The organism is Paenibacillus filicis (assembly GCF_038070315.1).
In the GTDB taxonomy this organism is placed as follows: Bacteria; Bacillota; Bacilli; order Paenibacillales; family NBRC-103111; genus Paenibacillus_G; species Paenibacillus_G filicis.
Genome location: NZ_JBBPCC010000003.1, coordinates 33632 through 54813 on the forward strand (window position 1 = coordinate 33632; position 21182 = coordinate 54813).

17 protein-coding genes are annotated in these 21182 nt (G+C 53.3%); 3 read left to right on the forward strand and 14 right to left on the reverse strand.

All coding sequences use genetic code 11. From position 1 onward, the window contains the following. Positions 1–10: 10 nt before the first annotated feature. From WMW72_RS06475 to WMW72_RS06510, 8 genes are all read right to left on the reverse strand, one after another. Positions 11–5488, reverse strand: coding sequence for a S8 family serine peptidase (locus WMW72_RS06475; RefSeq protein WP_341414894.1), 5478 nt, complete (start codon positions 5486–5488; stop codon positions 11–13). A gap of 246 nt (positions 5489–5734) precedes the next feature. After that, complete coding sequence (locus tag WMW72_RS06480; protein ID WP_341414624.1) at positions 5735–6643, reverse strand: fumarylacetoacetate hydrolase family protein; 909 nt, start codon at positions 6641–6643, stop codon at positions 5735–5737. A gap of 12 nt (positions 6644–6655) precedes the next feature. After that, on the reverse strand, positions 6656–7429 hold the full coding sequence (locus WMW72_RS06485) for an SDR family NAD(P)-dependent oxidoreductase (protein WP_341414625.1): 774 nt from the start codon (positions 7427–7429) through the stop codon (positions 6656–6658). Positions 7430–7578: 149 nt separating this feature from the next. Next, entirely contained in the window at positions 7579–8409 is an 831-nt protein-coding gene (locus WMW72_RS06490) for an amidohydrolase family protein (RefSeq protein WP_341414626.1), read from the reverse strand. 5 nt (positions 8410–8414) lie between these two features. Next, positions 8415–8873, reverse strand: coding sequence for an RbsD/FucU family protein (locus tag WMW72_RS06495; RefSeq protein ID WP_341414627.1), 459 nt, complete (start codon positions 8871–8873; stop codon positions 8415–8417). Continuing rightward, positions 8867–9997 carry a Gfo/Idh/MocA family protein gene (locus WMW72_RS06500; RefSeq protein WP_341414628.1) on the reverse strand — a complete coding sequence of 377 codons (1131 nt, stop codon included), beginning with the start codon at positions 9995–9997 and terminating at the stop codon, positions 8867–8869. The genes WMW72_RS06495 and WMW72_RS06500 overlap by 7 nt, the downstream gene beginning before the upstream one ends. 27 nt (positions 9998–10024) lie before the next feature. After that, the gene (locus WMW72_RS06505) at positions 10025–11185 is read right to left on the reverse strand and encodes a UxaA family hydrolase (RefSeq protein ID WP_341414629.1); all 1161 of its coding nucleotides are present in this window, start codon (positions 11183–11185) and stop codon (positions 10025–10027) included. Between the two features lie 253 nt (positions 11186–11438). Beyond that, positions 11439–11756, reverse strand: a complete 318-nt coding sequence (locus tag WMW72_RS06510; protein ID WP_341414630.1) for a UxaA family hydrolase — start codon at positions 11754–11756, stop codon at positions 11439–11441. A gap of 122 nt (positions 11757–11878) precedes the next feature. On the opposite strand from WMW72_RS06510, the gene WMW72_RS06515 reads away from it, so the two are divergent. Beyond that, the gene (locus WMW72_RS06515) at positions 11879–12889 is read left to right on the forward strand and encodes a LacI family DNA-binding transcriptional regulator (protein ID WP_341414631.1); all 1011 of its coding nucleotides are present in this window, start codon (positions 11879–11881) and stop codon (positions 12887–12889) included. 180 nt (positions 12890–13069) lie between these two features. Here WMW72_RS06515 and WMW72_RS06520 read toward each other — a convergent pair whose 3' ends face one another. After that, positions 13070–14650, reverse strand: coding sequence for a hypothetical protein (locus WMW72_RS06520; RefSeq protein WP_341414632.1), 1581 nt, complete (start codon positions 14648–14650; stop codon positions 13070–13072). Then, positions 14647–15210, reverse strand: coding sequence for a sigma-70 family RNA polymerase sigma factor (locus WMW72_RS06525; RefSeq protein WP_341414633.1), 564 nt, complete (start codon positions 15208–15210; stop codon positions 14647–14649). The genes WMW72_RS06520 and WMW72_RS06525 overlap by 4 nt, the downstream gene beginning before the upstream one ends. 176 nt (positions 15211–15386) lie before the next feature. Between WMW72_RS06525 and WMW72_RS06530 the strand changes: the two genes are divergently transcribed. Next, positions 15387–15845, forward strand: coding sequence for a MarR family winged helix-turn-helix transcriptional regulator (locus tag WMW72_RS06530; RefSeq protein WP_341414634.1), 459 nt, complete (start codon positions 15387–15389; stop codon positions 15843–15845). A 136-nt stretch (positions 15846–15981) separates the two neighbouring features. Next, positions 15982–16758: a pirin family protein gene (locus WMW72_RS06535; protein ID WP_341414895.1), complete on the forward strand. Its 777-nt coding sequence runs from the start codon at positions 15982–15984 to the stop codon at positions 16756–16758. 59 nt (positions 16759–16817) lie between these two features. Here the strand turns inward: WMW72_RS06535 and WMW72_RS06540 are convergent, their stop codons facing one another. The 4 genes from WMW72_RS06540 to WMW72_RS06555 all read right to left on the reverse strand — a co-directional run bounded on the left by WMW72_RS06540 (position 16818) and on the right by WMW72_RS06555 (position 21172). Then, positions 16818–17882: a sugar phosphate isomerase/epimerase family protein gene (locus tag WMW72_RS06540; RefSeq protein ID WP_341414635.1), complete on the reverse strand. Its 1065-nt coding sequence runs from the start codon at positions 17880–17882 to the stop codon at positions 16818–16820. 24 nt (positions 17883–17906) lie between these two features. Continuing rightward, entirely contained in the window at positions 17907–18704 is a 798-nt protein-coding gene (locus WMW72_RS06545; RefSeq protein ID WP_341414896.1) for a carbohydrate ABC transporter permease, read from the reverse strand. Between the two features lie 54 nt (positions 18705–18758). Then, entirely contained in the window at positions 18759–19655 is an 897-nt protein-coding gene (locus WMW72_RS06550; RefSeq protein WP_341414636.1) for a carbohydrate ABC transporter permease, read from the reverse strand. A 173-nt stretch (positions 19656–19828) separates the two neighbouring features. Then, positions 19829–21172 (reverse strand): ABC transporter substrate-binding protein, encoded by a 1344-nt coding sequence (locus WMW72_RS06555; RefSeq protein WP_341414637.1) that lies wholly within the window; start codon positions 21170–21172, stop codon positions 19829–19831. Positions 21173–21182: the final 10 nt, after the last annotated feature.

A 21182-nucleotide genomic window follows, 5' to 3' on the forward strand; every position in this document is an offset into this window, starting at 1 on the left:
TCCTCCAAACTTATTTATCTATTCCGATCGTCAATGTGCCATTAGATAAAGCTGTTCTTATTTCATTTAAAACTTCTACTCCTTTTTTAACTAACTCTTTTTCATCTAAATTTGCTCCACCAGGTCCAGGCCCATATAAATTGTAAGCATCCTCAATTTTTTTAGAAACATAATCGTAATAATTGTGTGTATGACCACCATTATGAGTGGAAAGTTTAATTTTGACTTGGTCCCAATCTATTAATTCAAGTTTAGCCACACCCTTTTGTTTAGGTAGCCACATGCCATTGGCAACAGAATTTAAATCTATTTTAAAACCAAGTATCAGTATATCTCTTGCATTCTTAGCTCTCTTAGCAGTAGCTGGAATTAAATGATGGGCATCCCATTCAACTATGGTTGAGCGATCCGGCGTTAATCCAGCCCCCTCTAACTCGTCAGCCAATATTTTAGAATTGCTGGAGCCTTTCTTTGGAGCCTTAGTTCTTTGCAGAGACTCTCTAAGATATGATCCTAGAGAAATACAAATCGTATTATGAACCCAAATCCCAGAATCTGCAATAAAATACGTATGGAAATCTTGAACAGTAAAATTATATACCAATACTTTTTCATAAACATGCTCGATCTCATCGATTGAAGCGGTACTTCCGTCTTTTAACAGAACCCGGTCACCAACTTGGAGATCGCTACTTGTTACCCACCCTTTGTTTTCGATCCAAATTGGATGATAAGGGCTTGTGGATATAAGTTCCTGGCCTATATGAAGACGCAGCAGTTCTGTCATTTCATTTACATACGTATCTTCAACCTCTTTATACTCCTGTTGACGAGTTTCTGGATGCTGGGATAAAACTTTGTCTCCAACCTTAATCTCCTCAATCGGCTTCATGCCATGATCCGTTTGGATTAAGGTTCCAGCAGCAAAACAACTGCATGGTTTAGCGATGGTTAAAGGTTCAAAAAACCTTACACCTTTGAATATTTTTTTGCCGCCACCTACTGCTTCTCCGAGTACAGGTACTATTGATAGTGCCGATAGACCTGCATCGGTCCAATTACCCTCTATCAAATAGGCGATCCCGTTGACAGCATCAGCAGGCCCCCCAATAACGGGTATTAATCCAAAGTTATCAAGCATGTCGTGATAATTTTCAATATCACTTTTGTTTTCGTCATACAGCAAATTGTCCATACTATGCCAGAACTTTTGCAAACCATTTGGTCCATACATCTTTTCTAACCATTCTTCATACTGAGGAGCCCCAGAACCGCCGTTGAAATTTAAGACATATTGTATGAAGTAGTCTAAGCAAACATCTCCACAGTCATTCTTATTCTTAGCAGTAATAGGTATCCCATTAAACTGCATTGGAGGAGGAGGAACTACTCTTCCTAGACTTATATCGTTATTCATCACCATAATATTCATGAGATACCTTGGATATTTCTTACCAATCGGATGATCAGGATAAATGACCATATAATAAAGCCCATCTCTTGCGTGGTAACCTTGTATTATCTCACCAAATACTTCAGGATTCTCTAGTTCATAATAAGTTCCATATTGAGTGTTTCTGTTAACAGTTCCATACCAATCATAATAATACTGTGTATCGGCTTCTCTTCTACCAATAGTATCCCTAAATATTAATTGATTGTTATAATTGGAATAAACCTCAACAATTGAACGATCATATGCAGTATGATATTCATAAGGTCCTGCTGATACAAAGTCGATCAAATTAGAAGCATTCAATAAATATTGTTTAATTACTGCCGAATTAGTAAAATCACGATTTTGAGCAGATTTTTTTCCTTTGGAATAAGTGACATTTCCTTTGGAAAATTCAATTTCATATTCATAAACTTTAAAGGTTCTCGGATTATACTTATAAGTAGGGTCATTACTGTTAGGGTAATATTGAACCTTGATGTAGTATGTACCCGGAGATACTGGAACGGTTCCAGGCTTGTTGGCGCTGAATATGCCTTTGAAATTCCCGTTGCTGTCCTCCAATACCGCCGAGTTGGCTGTAATGTTCACCCTCAGTTGGGCAGACTCTGTAATCTCCAGTCTATAATAGTCGGTATCGTACAATGACGAGACATCCCGTGTGAATCCATTCGAGTTTCCCATCACCTGATTCCACACTACTGGTATAGCGGCAGCTCTGGAAGAGTAAAAACTATCTTCTACCATCAATCTGCTATTAAGCCCAGCGTAACCGTTAGCGTCTCTAACGACTACATAGTAAGTGGTACCCGCATTCAAATTATGCTCGATTTTAGAGAATAGTGCTCCGTACGGCTTAGCCCCCACAACATCATTATTCACAGCCAGCCTTGAAGTCAGTTCAGGATCAGCATACAATGATAGTTCTGTATCATTCATAAACCCATTGACTGCGCTAGGGATGGTTAAAAATCGATAAAGCCCAGACTGATTAGGTGTGAACGTATAGTAGGATTTTCCTCCCCCGGGTGCGGAAACGTTAACCGGCACTTTGTTTGCAAGTGGAATAAATTCATTTTGGCGATCAGCCGATGCCTTTAATCGAGTTTTTAACGACCTACCCTGAAAACCAGAAACTTTCACATAATACGTTGTTCCCTTATTTAGATTCAGTTTTAACTGAGAGAATACTGTTCCTCCGAAGTCATCATTAAAACCACCAGGAAGTCTTTGGGTCAGCTTGGGATCGCTAAACACTTCCAATTGGGTATCATTAAACCCGTTACTTGCATATCCTCCGAGAAATCCAGTATTCATAATATATGACTTACTTGACAGAGGAATGAATTGGTAGACAGCACTTTCTTTACCGCTAATGTCCACAGGTGTGTCTTCTTGTAGAAAAGGTATGGAAGAACTTTCTGTCACAACCTTGATCCTGGCAAGCAGCGCTTTATTATTCATACCGTAGACTTTTACATAATAAGTTTCCCCAGCCAATAACACTTGTTTGAGTTCAGAGAATAAAGAACCATTAGCATCATCGTTGTATCCTATTCTAGCTGTTAACGACTCGTCCGAGTACAACTCGATTGCTGTATCATTAATCGTGTTTCCGCCATTATGGGGACTAGTGAAAAATTTATAGTATCCCGTTAAGTCAGGTTTAAAGGCAAACAATTGATAGCTTCCACCAGACTTACTCATATCCTTCGGAGTATCAAGTTGCAAAAACTCTGGTTTCGTTTTGGATACGATTGTAGCGTACTCGCTAGTACCATTTACATTTTCAGAAGCAACTCCTAACGTATAAGAAGTAAGTGGCGTTAGATTCGTAAAATCATAATAATTTTGAGTAGTCGTACCGATAGGTTTGCCATCAAGTTGCAGAAGAAATGACTTTGCTTCTGAAACAGGGTTCCAGATCAGCCTTAACTTCAGATCAGTAGCTTCAACCTTGAGTCCGGTCGGCTTTGTCGGCTTAACCTGAACGATATTTCCCAAGGTTAAATAATAAGGAGTAGCACTGAATGCCCCCGAAAAGCCTGAAATCAAAATGTAGTAGGTTGCACCGGTCTCTACATTAATTGTTAGCTGTTCCTTTACTCCTGATGAATTTTTGCTGGATCCTATCATGTTCTGTGTTGAATCGAACACGTACAAATCATAGTCTTTAGTAGCAGGTACATCCAATACGATTTCCAGAGCTCCAGTAGATGAGGCTTTCAAGCGGTAATAATCAATATCTGACGCGGTTGAAAGATAAGACGTATAGGTCTGGCCAGTATTAACCGTATAAGCTGATATGAAAGTATCATTAGGTTCATATGTATCAGGAGAATTGGTTTTCTGCGTTACGTAGACGGTAAAATAATCATCATAATTGTTATTAGGGTATGCAGGATAATGATACCTGATCACATAGGTTCCTGTAGGAGTTAATTCATTGGTTTGCCACGTATAAGATATTTTAGTATTCAAGCTTGGATTATAGATAATTTTAGAATCCACAATATTTGCTGAATCTTTTGGGTAAACACTGATTTCAATCCTTTGATGAGGATTTTGATTATTTTGATCCCCATCCAGTTTAAGTGATACGGTTATGGAATCACCTGCCTTGACTTGTCCCCCATCACCTTCTTTATCGAAAGAGGAGACATGAACATCGCCTTCTCCTCGCCCAGGAGGAAGTTCAAATTTGACTACACCAGCATCCAGGTACATCGGAGCGATAGCACCATCTATTATTCCAAGTGCTTTGGCTGTATTTAATAGTCCCTTTCCGTAAACATCCCCTAGTACGGTCGTTGTGTCTATCAATCGCTTTTTAACTTGATTATTATCCCAATCTTTATTCTGGGACCATACTAGTGCAGCTCCTGCTGCCACAGAAGCCGCCGCCATCGAAGTTCCTGAAGCTGAACTGTACTTATTGCCAAGCGTTGTACTAACAATCAATGATCCCGGTGCTACCAGATCAAGAGAGGGTCCGGTCGAAGAAAACGACGACAACTGATAGTTGCGATCGACAGAGCCTACAGAGATGACTTCCGGATATCGAGCAGGGTATTGGATTGTATCTGTACCGATTCCTTCATTTCCAGCTGCAGCTATAACCATAATCCCCTTACTAGCTGCGTTTTGAATAGCCTCATGTAACGCCTGGCTATCCGTCTTTCCTGTGAAACTCATCGAAATAATATTCATTTTATTTTGTATTGCCCAATCAATACCCTGAATAATGTGACTGTATGAGCCATTCCCGTGTTCATCCAGGACTTTGACTGAGTATAAGTCAACCCCAGGAGCACCACCCTGTATACCGATTTCATTATCCAAAGCTGCTATGGTCCCAGCAATATGAGTCCCATGCCCGTGCTCATCCTGGTCGAAGTTTCCTTGTACAAAGGATATGCCTCCTTGGATATTAAGATCTTCATGAATGGAAACTCCTGTGTCCAAAACGGCTACCTTGATTCCGTTCCCGTCTATCCCTTGTTGTGAGGCCATATAACTTCCAGTAGCATGACTACCCCAAGTTATGGATTGAGATGCTTCTTTCATTCTATAGACGGATTCATGAACAGAAGACGTTGACCATTCCTGGACGATATTCACTGAGGAGTCTAGTTCGATAGAGACAACAGAGTTATTCGTATACATTTCCTGCATCTCTGACTCTGTAAGATCTGCAATGAGAATGGTAGAATCTCTTCCTTGCACAGATTTTACGTTACCCTCTGGCATTCTTAAGGCTGACTTTCTGAGATTAATTTTCTCTACGACTTCCTTAGTATTCTTCGTTCGAATTAAGTATCTCTTAACGCTTCCAATCTTAGCTGGTTTGTATACATTTCCTGTTGCAGTAGTTTCGTAAACGGACTTAAAAACGTCAAAACCATTATTTCCCAGTGATTGTGCATTTCCAAGACCTGAGATATTAGCTGCTGCTAAAACTTGTCCAGATAACAAAGATAAGCTCAGAAAAACCATGATTGGAACTTTTACTTTTTTGAGAAAACTTCTCACTTTCAACGATATTCCTCCTACTAAATATTTTGGTTTATTACCTAAAATAACCATTCTCATAATAGTATATTTTTGGAATTAAATCCACATTAAACTACATCTATTTACAAAAAATTCAACATAAATAGACATTTTTTTATTTTTTTCGCAATATTTATTTAAATACATATAAAAAAAGAGAGCAGCACAAACGCCTGCTCTCCCTTATCTTCCTTATCAACAAACGTAAACTTCCATTAACCTTGCCTAAGCCGTCTCCGCTACCATCCGGTTCGTCAGCGCGCCGAGCTTCTCGATCTCGATCGTGACGATGTCGCCGTCCTGCAGATAGACGCGCTGCTCCGGCGGCAGGCCGAGCACGACGCCCTCCGGCGTGCCGGTGAGGATAATGTCGCCCGGCACCAGCGTCATATGATGCGAGATGTAGCTGACGATCTCGTCGCAGTGGAAGATCATGTCCGACGTGTTCGAGTTCTGACGCACCTCGCCGTTGACCGTCGCCTTGATCTCCAGCTGGTTCGGATTGCCGACTTCGTCCGCGCTCACCAGGTAAGGGCCGAGCGGCGAGAACTTGTCGCAAGACTTGCCTAGCAGCCACTGCTGTGTGCGCATTTGCAGATCGCGGGCGGACAGGTCGTTCACGCAGCAATAGCCGAACACATGACTGAGTGCGTCCTCCTTGGACACGTACTTGGCCGTCTGGCCGATGACGATGACCAGCTCCGCCTCGTAGTCGACCTCGGAGGTAACCTTCGGCAGCGGGATGTCGTCGCCTTGGGCAGCCAATGTGTTGTTGAATTTATTGAATAGGATCGGGTACTGCGGGATCGGAGCGTTCGTTTCCTCCGCATGCTTGCGGTAGTTCAGCCCGACGCAGATGATCTTGTTCGGACGTGTGACGCACGGACCGAGCTGCAGCTTCGCTTCGTCCAGCCAGTATGAAGCGCCTTCCGATGCGGAAGCGCGGTCTACCAGCGCCTGCAGTGACGCGATAGCAGCTGTGCCCCCTTCGATAACCTCGTGCACGTCAGTCGGCACTCCTGCTTGTCCGTCCGTGAACAGAGCCGCCTGGGCTTGCTCGACGTCCAGGATGCCGAGATCGGTTTTCACGCCCAGCTTGTAGGCTTCTGCTTGTTCGAATGTAACGAGTTTCATCGTATGTCCCTCCTAGGCGTTTTTGCCAAATACGACTCCGCCGTCGATATAGAGCGGCGAGCCCATCATGAATTTCGATTCGTCCGATGCTAGGAAAACAGCAGCCTGCGCCACATCCTCCGGCCTGCCCAGATCCCCGCTGAGCTGGCGGCGCTTGATGCCTGCCAGCCCTTCCTCCGGATCGGCATACGACTGCTTGAGGTAGTTCTCGACGAAGGGAGTCAGAATCGTCCCCGGCAGCAGCGCATTGACGCGGATGCCGTACGGTGCATAATCCACCTGCATGGACTTGGTCAGCGCCAGCACCGCCCCCTTGGTCGCCGCATAAGAGGCCCGTTGGGCCAGACCGATCTCGGCGATGCAGGACGACATGTTGATGATGACGCCGCTGCTCTGCTCCATCATATGAGGCAGCACATACTTGCTCGGTAGGAACGTCCCCCTGATGTTGACGTTGATGACGCGGTCCCAAACCTCCGGCTCCACCTCATGCAGCGCGCCCACGCCGCTGATGCCGGCGTTGTTGAACAGCACGTCGATGCGCCCGTACTCGGCGATCGCAGCCGCGACAAGCGCCTGCACAGACTCGGGGTCGGTCACATTGGCCTTGATGAACAAGGCCGACCCTCCCGCCTGGCGAATGTCCGCCGCCGTCTCCTCGCCCTTGACTTCATCCAGGTCCGCAATGATAACGGAAGCCCCTTCCTCTGCGAAACGCAGCGCCGAGCTGCGGCCGATGCCTGAGCCTGCGCCGGTGATCAGCGCGATTTTCCCTTGCAATCTCATCGTGTTCCGTTCTCCCTCCGCTTGATCTCCCGTTTCCCAATTTTACCCACATTGGGCGAATAGGGTCAACCCTATCCTAGGTCGCAGCCAACCGCAGCTTCGTGTACGGTCAACCGCTTGCAAAGCTTCCTTCCCGGCAGCGCCCGGAATCAGATCCGGTAAAAACGTGCCGCATTGCCGCCAAATACGGCAGCCCGCTCCGCCTCGCCCCAGCTATCCGGCAGGAGGCGCTCCAGCAAGGCGGCAACCTCGCCGTAGCTTGCCGCCAGCAAGCAGACAGGCCAATCGCTGCCGAACATCAGACGCTCCGGCCCGAACAGCCGGCACACCTCGGTCACATAAGGCCGGATGTCCGCATCCGTCCAATGGGCCAGGTCTGCTTCCGTCACGAGGCCGGACAGCTTGCAGAACACTTGCGGGTGTGACGCTACCTTCTCCAGCCCGCTGAGCCATGGCTCCAACTCGCCGCCAGCGATGGCCGGCTTGGCGATATGGTCGACTACAGCTGCAAGCTCCGGCACGCGCTCCAGCATCTCCGCCACATAGGGCAGGTGGCGCGGCCGGACAAGGATGTCCAGCGTCAGTCCCCGCTCGGCGAGCAGAGACAGCGAGCGAAGCACTTGAGAGCGCAGGATATAGGCGTCATCCTCCAGATCCTGGAGCATAGGACGAACACCCTTGAAGTACGGGGAGCGGGCCAGCTCATCCAGCAGCCGCTCCACCCCGTCATCCTCCAGGTCGACCCAGCCGACAACGCCCGCGAGTGATTCCTCCCGCTCGCAGAGCTCAAGCAAGTACCGGGTTTCCCCCACGGTCGGAGCGGCCTGCACGACGATCGTACGCTCCATCTGCTGCTGCGCCAGCTCAGGGCACAGCTCATCCGGGCCGTAATCCCGGTACAGGATGCCCTGCTCCGGCGTCAGCCAGCCGTAATCTCCACGCTCGACCTTCCAATAATGCTGATGCGCATCGATTCTCATCGTCTTCACGCTCCAGTTTCCGGCCCGCCGGCCTGCTGAAGTACAACGCCCTTGGTCAGCACGATATTGGCATACTGCGCCCGTTCTCCGGTAGCCACGATCGCATACGCCTTCTTGGCCCGCTCGTAGAACTCGAACCGCTCCACGAAGGCTTGCCGGATCGGCCGTCCTTCATGGCGGTCTGCGATCTCCCGGTACTGGTCCCAAATCGTTGGTACGACCGGGTCGCCCGGCACGACCTGCATCAGGGCAACCGGCTCGTCGATATACGAGTCGAGCGGGTAAAGCTGGAGCACGGCGTCGAGCAGCTCCGGGATGCCGTGCCCGTCGGCCCGGACGAGACGCCGGGCGCAGGCAGCCGCCGGGAAGTTGCCGTCGGCCAGCACCAGTTCGTCTCCATGGCCCATTTCCATCAGAATCGCCAGCAGCTCAGGCGATAGAATCGCAGGAATGCCTTTTAGCATGAGACTGCCTCCTCCTGAGCGATCTCCTCCAGACGGACCGGACGGTTCTCAGCCATCGACCGGTAAGCGGCGAACACGATCTGCATCGTGAGCAAATTGTCTTGCACGCTGTTCTCCGGCTCGCGGTCCTCCTCAATCGCCCGCAGCAGCTCGCCCATCGTGCCGAGGAACGCATGCGGGAACCATTTGCCGTGCAGGGAAGGCGTGAACCAGTAGTCCGGATGCACGCGCTTCGAATGGAAGCTGAGCGTATCCTCCCGACCGACCGGGTAATTGTACAGCGAGCCGTTCGTACCCTTGACGATCCCCTCGGTGCCCTCGAACCGGTACGTCGCGTACCAGTCCTCCTCGCCCGCGATGTGGTTATGGTTGTCGTGGATCAGGCCGCGCGCCTCGCCGGGGAATTTCATATGCAGCAGCGTGCGCGTCTCGCCGACGCACTGCTGGCCCGGAAACCTCGCCCCGTCCGCATAGATATATTCCGGCGTGCCGAACAGAAAACGGATCGCATCAATATAGTGAATGCTGTGGTACATGAATTCCAGCGTCGGCATCGTACGCAGCCAGCCCCAATTGGCGAACTCCTGCTTGACATTGACCGCGATCGACGCCTGCAGCAGCTCTCCGAGCCAGCCGCGCCGGATGATCGTATGCGTGGCCCGGATGCCCGGCGACCAGCGCATCTGCTGGTTGACCGCGCCCTTTACCCCGGCACGGGAGCAAGCGTCTGCGATCGCCACCGCCTCTGCGTACGTCTCAGCCAGCGGCTTCTGGCAGAGCATGTGCTTGCCCGCCTCAGCCACCCGGGCCGCGATCCCCGGCTGCGCCTTGGCCGGCACTGCCAAGTCAACCACGCGCACCTGCGGATCGGCCAGCAGCTCATCGAGCGTGCCGTACACCTTCGCGATGCCAAACTTATCAGCAAGCGTCCTGGCTTTGGCCGCATCCATGTCGTAGAGACCGACCACGTTCAGCTCGCCCATCCGGTACGCCGGAAGGTGGCAGGCCTCTACAATCTCGCCTGCGCCCACAATGGCGATGCCGATCGAGCGGTCCTGCGGCACCCGGGGCTTATAATCTAGGTCCAGCCATTCCGTATTGCCCAGTGTCTCTGTCGCTGTCACAAAGCTTCCTCCTTCTCGTTCGGTCCGTTACAGGCTAGGCCCGATCCGGTTGATGCTGAACTCCTGATGGCCCAGCTCCTCGGCCTTGGTCAGCTTGCCCTCCGCGACCTCCAGAATCTCCTGCCAGATGCGGTCGCCCGCTTGGCCGAGGCCGAGTGTGCCGTCGAGCATCTCGCTGACGTCTACGTCCATGTTGTCCTCCATCTTCTCGAAGGTCCGCTGGTTGCCTGTGATCTTGATGACCGGGATAACCGCCGAGCCCGTAGGCGTGCCGCGTCCGGTCGTGAAGCAGACGATATGCGCTCCGCCCGCCGCCATGCCGGAGACGCACTCGATATCATTGCCCGGCGAGTCCATGAAGTACAGGCCGCCCTCCGGCAAATGCTCCGCGTATTCCACGATGCCCCGTATCGGCGCCGTGCCGCATTTGCTGATACAGCCCAGCGATTTCTCTTCGATCGTGGACAAGCCGCCCGCGATATTGCCCGGACTCGGGTTGCCGCCGCGCATGTCCGCGCCCATCCGCTCGACTTCCTTCTCGAAGCGGTCAACGATGTGGTACAGCTGTGCCTTCGTTTCCGGTGTCGCGCAGCGCTCTGCCAGCACATGCTCCGCGCCAATGATCTCCGTCGTCTCACCGATGACGATCGTACCGCCCCGCTCGATCAGCGAATCGGCCGCTGCGCCCAGTGCCGGATTGGAAGCGAGACCGGAGGTCGCGTCCGAACCGCCGCACTTGACGCCGACCTTCAGCTTGGACAGCGGCACCGGCACCTTCGGCTGCTGCTCCAGCTCGGCCATCAGCTTGCGGGCCAGCTCCGTGCCGTGCTGGATCGCTTTGACCGACCCGCCGACGCTCTGAATATCGAAGAATTCGACAGGTTTACCGGTAACTCTAATCGCCTCCGCAAGTGCCTGCGGATCGACCACTTCACAGCCGAGGCTGATGATCAGTACGGCCCCGACATTGGGGTTCTTGCCCGTACCTGCGAGTACATCGAAGGTGCGGTCTTTGTCTGCGCCGATCTGGCTGCAGCCGTGCTGATGCGGTATCGCGACCGCTCCCGGCACATTCTGCATGATGCGGGAACAGACCTGATTGGAACAAATCACAGTCGGAATGATCAGCAGATGATTGCGGATGCCGATATCTCCATTGGACCTTTCATATCCCATAATGGTTGTCATAATATGCGACTGCCTCCCTGGTTGAAATGTATACGCTGAATGCTCTCGTAACCGCTTACGTTCCGTGCTTGCGTTGCCGCTTACCGGACGCCGGCGAGTTTAATCTCTGATTCCCCATGCTCCAGCTGACCTCATGCCCGGCTTCCTCTTTCCGCGCCAGGCCAAGCTTCTTTACAGGCCAGCCCGCTTCCCTGGCTCATCTATCGATTGCCTGTAGGCCATGGTTAAGCGCTAGCTTGCCCGTATAGCCATCTTACCTCGCTACCGCCTGATCGCCGCGGCCCCGAATGCCTTCGATATTATGAACATGAACATGTCTGCCCGGCTCGATCGCACATACCGTACGTCCGATCACCTCACCATACTTGCGAACGTCAAAGCCTTGCTCCATCGGAACGATCGATATCTTGTGCCCGAACGGGATGGCATCCAGCAGTAAGATCTCCTCGACGCGAGCGCCGATCCGATAACGGATCGATTCGCCTGCAGCCAAATCCTTGAGTGCTGTCGCAACGTGATCCGCTTCGTCCATCACCAGCGCATCGGCGCCGGGTTCAATCGAATGTGCCATCTCATTAGCCTCCAAAATGTTAATGTTATCGATAACATAAAAGTATCAACGGAATGACTTGCTGTCAATCACTTTTTTACATACAATGAAACCTAGGCTATAACCAGAAAGGGGCGTCACGGTTGATTACGATCTACGATATCGCTAAAAAAGCCAATGTATCCGCGATGACCGTCTCGAGGGTTATCAATAACAGCGGCAAAATCAGCGACGCCACCCGTCAGCGCGTCAAGCAAGTGATGGAAGAGTTGCATTATGTGCCGAATTCTAACGCACGCAGCCTCGTGCTGCAGAAGACACATATCATTTCCCTACTGATCACGGATATTACCAATCCGTTCTATACGACCTTGGCGCGCGGCGCCGAGGATACGGCCAAGCGGCTCGGGTACAAGCTGCTGTTTGGCAACAGCGACGAGAACTACGCTAAGGAAAAGGATTACGTGGACATGATCCTCTCCACGCGTGTGGACGGGGTACTGTTCGCTCCTACGGGGGACGGGTCGGCTGCCCATCTGCAGCAGCTGCAGAAGCACAACATGCCCCTTGTCCTGCTCGACCGCGAGGTGCCCGGCATCCAGGCCGATACCGTGCTCGGGGACAGCAAGGAAGGCGCGCGGCGACTCGTTGAGCATCTGCTCTCGCTCGGCCATCGGCGGATCGCGCTCATCAATGGCTCGGAGGACGTCTCGACCGCCCGCCAGCGGCACGTCGGGTATAAGGAAGCACTGAAGCTGAATGATGTCCCCTACGACGAAGCGCTCGTCCTCTACGCCAACTACCGGGAGATTCAGAATGAGACGGCGCTAAGCCAGCTGCTGCATCTGCCGGACCCGCCTACGGCTATTTTTGCGGCCAATAACTTTCTCGCCATCGGCGCCATTCAAGGTCTGCGTGCTCAAGGCCTGCAAGTGCCGGACGACATGTCCGTGGTCTGCTTCGACGACCTGGGCCTTGCTTCGGCCCTTAATCCCTTCCTGACGGTGGCTGCCCAGCCGGCCTACCAGTTCGGCTCGCTCGGCATGCAATGGCTGATCGACCGGATTGAGGGCCGTTCGCAGGACGAGCCGCGCACGATCATCCTGCCCTCCGAGCTGATCGTGCGCTCGTCTGCTGCGAAGCTTAAGAGCTAGAGCTCCGCTCTCGAAAGCACAAAGAGCAGTCCCCCAGGCATTCAGGGACTGCTCTCTGATGTTCTTTTCCACAGCCTTTTAGGCAGCTCCTCGCCTTTTGTCCAATCATTTTCCGACCTTTTCTCCGATAGACCCAGCCGTTCAGAATCTTAGCCCAGTTCCATACGAAGCCGCCTTACGTCACGGAATCTCCAAGGTCCACGGCCCACGAACCACGGTCTTCAGCTCCTGTACATGGAATACATATTCCCGGTCCTTGGAGCTCACACCCAGATCCATCGTGATGGCTGCTTGAGTATGTTCGTCCGTCACAAAGGAAAGTCCTCCGTAATCCTTGAAAGGGTCCGGGAAAAAATATAACAGCGATTCCGGTGCGCGCAGATCCGTATGCATATCGAGATGAAGGCGGATCGTTTCCTGCCACATTCCCGAGTTTTCTTTACTCAATCGTTCCACGCGAAGCAGCTCGACGGGAAACCCTCCGACATCAACGGTTTGCCCCAGCTCCATGACGCCTTCCTGAGGAATGGGAATGCGCAGGACCGGCTGCTTCGTCAGGCGGCGGGTAAGGGCCAGCTCAGGAATCGTAAGCGTGAGAGGGCCCGAGCCTTCTTTGACAAAGGTAAATTCATTCGGATTCGGGAATATCTCTTCCCGCCTCAAGGCCAATTGGCCCCCGCTCTCCTCGGTCAAGGTCAAGGTGTCGATAATAAGGTCGCCCGGACCATTCGTCGTCCCATAGTTCGTAATCCGTACACCTTCCGGCACCTGCGGCACCAGGGTTACATTCGTCCGCCCGTCCTCCAGCGTCCGGGTAACCGCCGTTAGGCTGATCCCCTGATGCGTATCCGTAGCCCCCATCTCTTCAATCGTATCTTCATGGCTTGGTACCGTGAGGTTCAACGCAACGGAGGCATCCATCCCCGCAATGCTCAGCATGATCGGTCCGTTTACGGGAATAACCCCCTTATACTCAAGATTTCCGGTCCACTGACCGGACTCAACCATCATGACGGATCGAAACTCGTATTGTTGTCCGCTGCCGTCTATGAGTTTAAAAGCCCTCACCGGAGGAGTCCCGGTTCCATTCAGCGTGGCATAAGCATACTTATCGCCAATCGTCAGCCCTCTAAGCTGAACCTTTCCTTGGCCAACCGATAGGGTCAACGGATCAGGGAGTACGTAACGGATCATCTGCTCCTGCTTATCCTGCACCGCGCCGAAGCCGGGGATGAATTGAATCGCCTTGCTCAGCTGGGCTCTGACCTCAGGCGAGCCGGCAGCCATGGCCGCCAGCAGCAAGATGGCCGCCGCGAGCGCTGCCGCGGCGATCCGCTGGCTCCGCTTGCGAAGCCCTCCCTGGACGCCGACTCTTCGCTCAGCGATGACCATTGTCTGTGCAGACGGGCTGTCGCTCCTGCCCCTCTGTCCATCCGCGACACCGGCATCTGCACGGAAGCTTGCTTCTGCCATGAGCAGGATCGGATCGGCCTGGGCGGCCTGCTGACGTCCATCCTCCTGAGCCATTCCCTTCAGTTCCAGCACCGAACCGGAAGCGTCCGCTTCCAGGAGCCCCTGACCTCCTGAAGCCATCTGCGGCAAGCCCAGCTTACCCAGCGCCCGGGCTTTGATCCGGCCCAGTACCACCTCACCAGCAGGCTCAGCCTCCCCAAGCTCCAACTCGCCAAGCTGCTGGAGGGCACGAGATTGATCCACCTTCTCCAGCAGCTCATACCATGACGCATCCTTATCCCTGCTCATGACCATCCCTCCTTCATCTCCGGGCTCATCCGCTGCCTGAGAGCCATTCGTCCGCGCCGCAAGCGGTTCTCTACCGCCTTGCGCGTGAGCCCCAGCGACTGGGCGATGACTTCTAACGACTCGTAGAACATATATTTCCTAAAAAAGATCACCCGATCGACCCGGTCGAGCGTATCGAGCAATCTCAAGATATCTTCGGACTCCAGCCGCTGGAGCACCGCTTCTTCCACATCCTCTGCGCTGCGCAGCTCGCTCTCCAGCTTCTCTTGTCCGGGCCTGGCTCCCAGCTTGCGCCGATAATCGAGCGCTGTATATTTGGCGAGAATATACAGCCAGGTTTTCAAGCTGCCGCGTCCCGGATCAAACGCTTCGATCTTGTGCCAAGCAGCCACGAAGGCATCGCTCACACATTCCTCCACATCCTCCTGGCTGGCGATCCCTGCCAGCACACGGCTCGCCAGTTCATGCACACAGGAGCCATAACGGTCGATGACCGCTTCGAGGGCTGCCGGGTCCCGCGCTAGCAGGCGCCGGACTAATTCTTGCTCAGATACCTCCATGACGCCACCTCGCACGATGAATGTCCTTCTACCATATACTACGCAGTGATGTCGATCCATCCCTCACGCTATAGAAGAAGCGGACGCTTGACTTTTTTTGCCGATTCAATTATCTTAATATTAAGATAAAGACAGACGAAACCTGATATCAACCTCACCGAAAGGAGATGATTCCCATGTCGAGTCAACAACGGGACGATTCCCTGCATCTGTTCATCGTGCTGTCGCGGGCTTGCGAGTGGGTCACCGCGCATGCGCATCGGGATATCCGGCGGCACGGGTTGAATCCGACTGAATACGGCGTGTTGGAGCTGCTCTATCACAAGGGTCCCCAGCCGCTTCAACAGATCGGGGAAAAGGTACTGATGACCAGCGGCAATATTACGTATGTCGTCGACAAGCTGGTGGGCAAGGAGCTCGTCATCCGCAGGCCATGTCCGGACGACCGCCGGGTCAGCTTCGCCGAGATTACCGAGCGCGGCGTCGCCCTGCTGAGCGAAGTCTTCCCTGAGCATCGGGAGGCCATAGACAAAGCCGTCTCCGGGCTGACCCCTGAAGAGAAGCGGCAAGCGATCGACCTGCTCAAGAAGCTCGGGCTTCAGGCCAAGGAAAGCTTCAAGCAGGGCGGCAGCTAGAAGAATCGGCCAGGATTAGCGGCTATCCAAGCCGCTTCTTGGTTGCCGACCGGAGACTTGAAGTTCCGGCTGCCTCCTCGTTTCATTCATTTTCTGCTCAACTATCTTAATATTAAGGAAAAAGGAGATGTTTATGATGCAAATCATGGTCTATACCCCTTCCATGCAAGGCTCCGGAAGCTTCAATGGCGGTAAAATCACAGAGCAAAAACCGATCGGCTTCTCAGGTGAAGGCTCGGTCGTCAAACGGATCGGCCCGCTATTCTACTGGGCCTGGGCATTCTCGCCGGAAGAAGGCCATATCGGCTCTCATCCTCACAAGGCCTTCGAGATCATGACTTACGTCGTGCAGGGCCAAGCGGAGCATGGTGATTCCCTGGGTACCCGCAGTGTGGTCGGACCAGGCGGCGCTCAAGTGATGCAGACCGGCTCCGGCGTTTCTCACCAGGAGCACTTCATCGGACCTGATATGGAGGCATTCCAAATCTGGTTCGAGCCGGAGCTCGAAGCAGCTTTGCTGCGCCAGCCGACCTATCGCCAGTACGAGCATGAAGATTTTCCCGTCCGGGAAGGAGATGGCTTCCGCTTCAAGACCGTCATCGGAGCGGACTCGCCTATCGAGATTGTAGCCGATGCCAAGGTCTGGGATCTGGAGGTAGATCCCGGAGGCTCCTTCACCTACACGGTTCCGGCAGGCCGTACGCTGGCGGCCCTCGCAATTCGCGGCGGCGGCACCTGGGAGCATGCCGGTTCCCCTCAGCCGCTAACCGCCTTCCGCCATCGCGACTTCATGGTTATGCGTGCGGATAGCGCGTCCGAGGTCAAGCTGCATGCCCCGGAAGGAGAAACGCTTCGCATCCTCGGCATCGAAGTACCGTCCTCCGTCGATTACCCGCTGTATCCGAAGCGGTAACCGCCTCACCCCTGCAACATGCCAAGGCCCCGCTCCTGCGGGGCCTGTTCTGCGTTCTCTCAGCTCAAGCCTTCCGGAATACGCGCGTCGGAGTCTGCCTGCAGAGCAGCCATGAACGGGGATATTCCCCTCCGCCGTTCCATCCAGGCTGCCGAAGCATGCGCGTCGGCCGTATTACGCATCTCCAGCACCCAAGTCCCCTGGAAACCGGATCTGATGATCATGGCCACACATGCTTCCAGAGGAACTGTCCCTGTGCCCAAAGCCAGATGGTCGTCGTTCTGTCCATAATTATCGCTGAGATGCACAGCCTCCAGATCGGGCAGTACCCGCTCCAGCGAGCGCAGACAATTGCCCTCTCCCGTCAGATGTGCATGTCCGGCATCGAATACGATCTTGACCCTCGGCGAATCCGTCAACAGAAGCACACGTTCCAGAAAAACCGTGTCCACCCCGACCAGATTCGGATAAGGCGGAACGTTCTCCAGCGCAATCCGGACCCGTGAGCCGTGGGTTTCCTTGACAATATGCCTAAGAAAAACCGCCACTCGATGCGCCGCTGCCTCCAGACTCCGTCCTGCATAGACCTCTTCCTTGCTTTCCTCCAGACCGAGCGCCACCCGCGGACCTTCATTCTGCTCCGAAGGCTCTTCTCCGTCTAGCTCTGGGTCTATGGCTTCTTCCTGATCCGTACGCGAGGCCTTCCATTCCCAGGTACCATGCTCGGCTAAGCTCCAGCCTCTCCCTGCAGCAGTCTCCGCTTCCTGCGGAATCGGCTCGAGCTCCCCCGGGTGAAGCACGATATAGCTGCAGCCCAGCTCCTCTGCAATATGCAGACTGCGGAGAACGATGCGTTCGGCCTCCAGCCTTGCCACGCCATCGCTCGCAGCCGGGTTGCAGCCGGTGATCGGAGCATGGACCGTCCAGGAAATCCCATGCTCCTCGCCAAGCCGCTTCAGCCAGGCGATTCTGTCCTCCGGCCAGTCCAGCAGCTCCTGATGAGGGCCCTCTCCCATGATCTCGATGGCCTTCCAGCCCTCCCCAATCAGCCGGATCACGGCCTCCTCCAAGGACAATTCCAGTAATGCATAGGTCGATACGGCACAATCCGTACGCATGGACATCCAAGAACCAACCTCCTTTTTCTCCTACTTAATGCCCGATTGGATGAAGCTGTTCATAAACTGGCGCTGAAAGAGCAGAAATCCGGCCAGCAGAGGCACGATAACGAGCAGCGTCGCAGCACTCACCTCGGTCCATTGGGCCCCAATCTCGAACGACTGAGCGAATATAGCCAGCCCTACGGTCAGCGGACGATTCTCCACCGAGTTCGTGACGATCAGCGGCCAGAGGAAGTTATTCCAGTGATAGCTTACAGATACCAGACCGAAAGCGATATACGCCGGCCGGGACAGCGGGAAATAAATTTTCCAGAGCACCTGCCACTTGGTGTAGCCCTCCATCACGGCCGCTTCGTCGAGCTCCGGCGGGAGCGTCTTGAAGGTCTGCCTCAGCAGGAAAATGCCAAAGGCCGAGGCAAAATACGGCATCATCACACCAAGCTTCGTATCCAGTAGGGACAAGTCTTTCAGTACGTTATAATTCGGGAAGATCAGCACATCCGCCGGCACCATAATCTGTACCAGGAAGAGCATGAACACCGCGCTCTTGAACCGGAAGTCCAGGCGGGCGAACGCGAACGCCGCCATCGTGGCGGTCACCATCTGCACGGCGAATACGCCTACGACGATAATCACCGTGTTCAGATAATATTGAGCGAAGGGAGCTGCCTCCCAGACCTTCTCAAAGTTTGCCAGAGTGAACTCTAGCGAGAATGAAGGAGATAACGCGATTTGCTTGGGACGGAAAGCGGTGACCGTCATCCACAGCAGCGGCACCAGCCACAGCAAACCGAATATATAGAGAAGCCAGCGGCTTATGTTCATCGTTTTGAACGGCATAGCATCGCCTTTCTTTCTGCCGCCCATGGCAGCCAGGAATTAATGATAATGAATCTTCTTGTCCAGTCCGAAGAAATTCAGCGCAGCCACCAGCAGCAATACGGCTATCATAACCACCGTCAGCGTCGAAGCGATCCCCTGATCCCAGAAACTGAACGCCGTTTCGTAAATATAATACAGCAGCAGATTACTCGCATTATTCGGCCCGCCCTTGGTCATGATCACCAGATGATCGACGAGCTTGAAGGAATTGGTCAGCGCCACGATCGAAACGAACAACGTCGTCGGCATCAAGAGCGGAAATGTAATTTTACGAAAAACCGTCCAGCGGCCGATACCGTCAACCTGTGCCGACTCATAGAGCTCCGGCGAAATATTTTGCAGGCCGGCCAAATAGAAAATCATGAAATACCCGGCTTCCTTCCAGACCACCATGGCAACCATCGCCCACATCACATATTCCGGCGATCCGAGCCAGTTGATATCCGACTGCCCGATCCCCTGCATGAACCGGCTGAGCAGACCGTACTTCGGAGTGTAAATAAACAGCCATACGTTAGCCGCGGCGATCATCGGAATCAGCGTGGGATAAAAGAACGCCGTGCGCAGAAACCCTGTTCCCCGCAGCGCCTTGTTGGCGAATACCGCCATCAGCAAAGCCAGCGCGAGGGACGTCGGGACCGTACCGAGCGCAAACCACAGGTTATTGCCCATGACCTTCCAGAAGATGGAGTCATCCATCAGATGCGTATAGTTATCCAGTCCGACGAACTGAGGCACAGGAGTAGCCAAGTCCGCTTGATACAGACTAAGTCCGATCGTCTTGGCAATCGGATAGAACGTGAATAGAAACAAAAAGACAAGGGATGGCAGCAGGAGCAGCCAGGCGAAAACATTGGTCTTCCAGCTCTTCCGTGATTTCGTATACCCTAACAATGTGGACCTCCTGGCGTAACTCGGATTAAGAAAAATGGAGAAGCCCGGTGCGGAGGGACCGGCGGCTTGCCGCCTGGCCCCCGGTTGGGGGACCTTCGGCTGAAGACCCTGCCCTAGCCGTCCGCAACGAAGCTTCATCCTGCATGTTAGCTGGCGTCGTCCGGCTCGGACGATTATTTATTGAATGGAGCGAGCGCCTTGTCCGCTTCTTCCTGAGCCTTCTTGAGCGCATCCTCCGGCGACGTGCTGCCTGCCAGAACCGCCTGCACCTGGTCGCTCAAGGCCTTCATGACTTTGCCGTTGTTATGAGTCGACAGCTCGGCGGCTGCATATTGCAGCTGGTCACGTGCGACCAGAGCCGCAGGGAAATCGGCTGCATATTTCTTCATCGTCTCCGTCTCATAGGCGGATTTCTTAACGGCTACATAGCCGGTGTCGATACTCCACTGAGCAGCACGTTCCGTTTCGGTCATAAACTTGACGAACTTCCAGGCCGCTTCCTGCTTCTTCTTGTCAATGTCCTTGAAGATGTAGAAGTTGCCGCCGCCCGTCGGGCTGCCGAAGCTCTTGTTCTTAGGCAGGAAGCTGACACCGAAGTCAAACTTGGCATTCTTCTTGACGTTCGTCAGATTGCCCGTCGTGTGGTACATCATAGCCGTTTTGCCTTCCAGGAAGTCCGATGGCACCGTTCCCCATTCCGTAACGCCTTCTGGAATAACCTTCTCCTTCTTCGCCAGATCCGTCCAATATTTCAGCCCCTCGATGTTCTCGGGCGTATTGAACATGACCTTCTTGCCGTCCTCGGTCATTAGGTTCTTGCCGTTCTGCAGAGCGAAGGTTTGCAGCATCCAGTAAGCGAAGCCGGATACCGGAATCTCCAGTCCCCATGTGCCGTCCTTGGTCAGCTTCTTGGCATAGTCCTTCATCTCATCCCAGGTTTGCGGGCCCTTGTTGGGGTCGAGTCCCGCCGCCTTGAACTTGTCCTTATTGTAATAAAGCACGATCGTGCTGCGCTGGAACGGAATGCTGTAGACTTTCCCCCCGGTCTGGGAATTGGCCATAAACGCCGGGTAGAAATCGGACAAATATTTGTCCCCGCCCTCTTGAGCGATGAACTCGTCCAGCGGGATAATCGCGTTCATGTCCAGCAGGCTAAACAGCTCGGTCGATTGCAGCACGGCGAGATCGGGAGGCGTCTTGGCCTGCACGCCGGCCTGCGTCTTGACTGCGGTATCCGCGTAGCTACCGGTGTAGACCGGCTTTACCGTGATATTCGGATTTTCTTTGTTGAATGCCAGCGCCATCTTTTCGATGTTCGCCGTCAGTGGACCGCCCACCGCAATCGGATAGTAGAAGGTCAGTTCGACCTTCTCATCCTTGGCCGCTGGGGCCGGGGTAGAGGAAGGAGCAGCGGTGCCGGCCGTTGCGGCAGGCTTGACAGGCTCGGCTTTGGCGCAGCCGGCAGCTACAGTCAAGCATAAGGCTACACTCATCATTTTCGGTGCAAGGGAACGCATGGGAATCTCT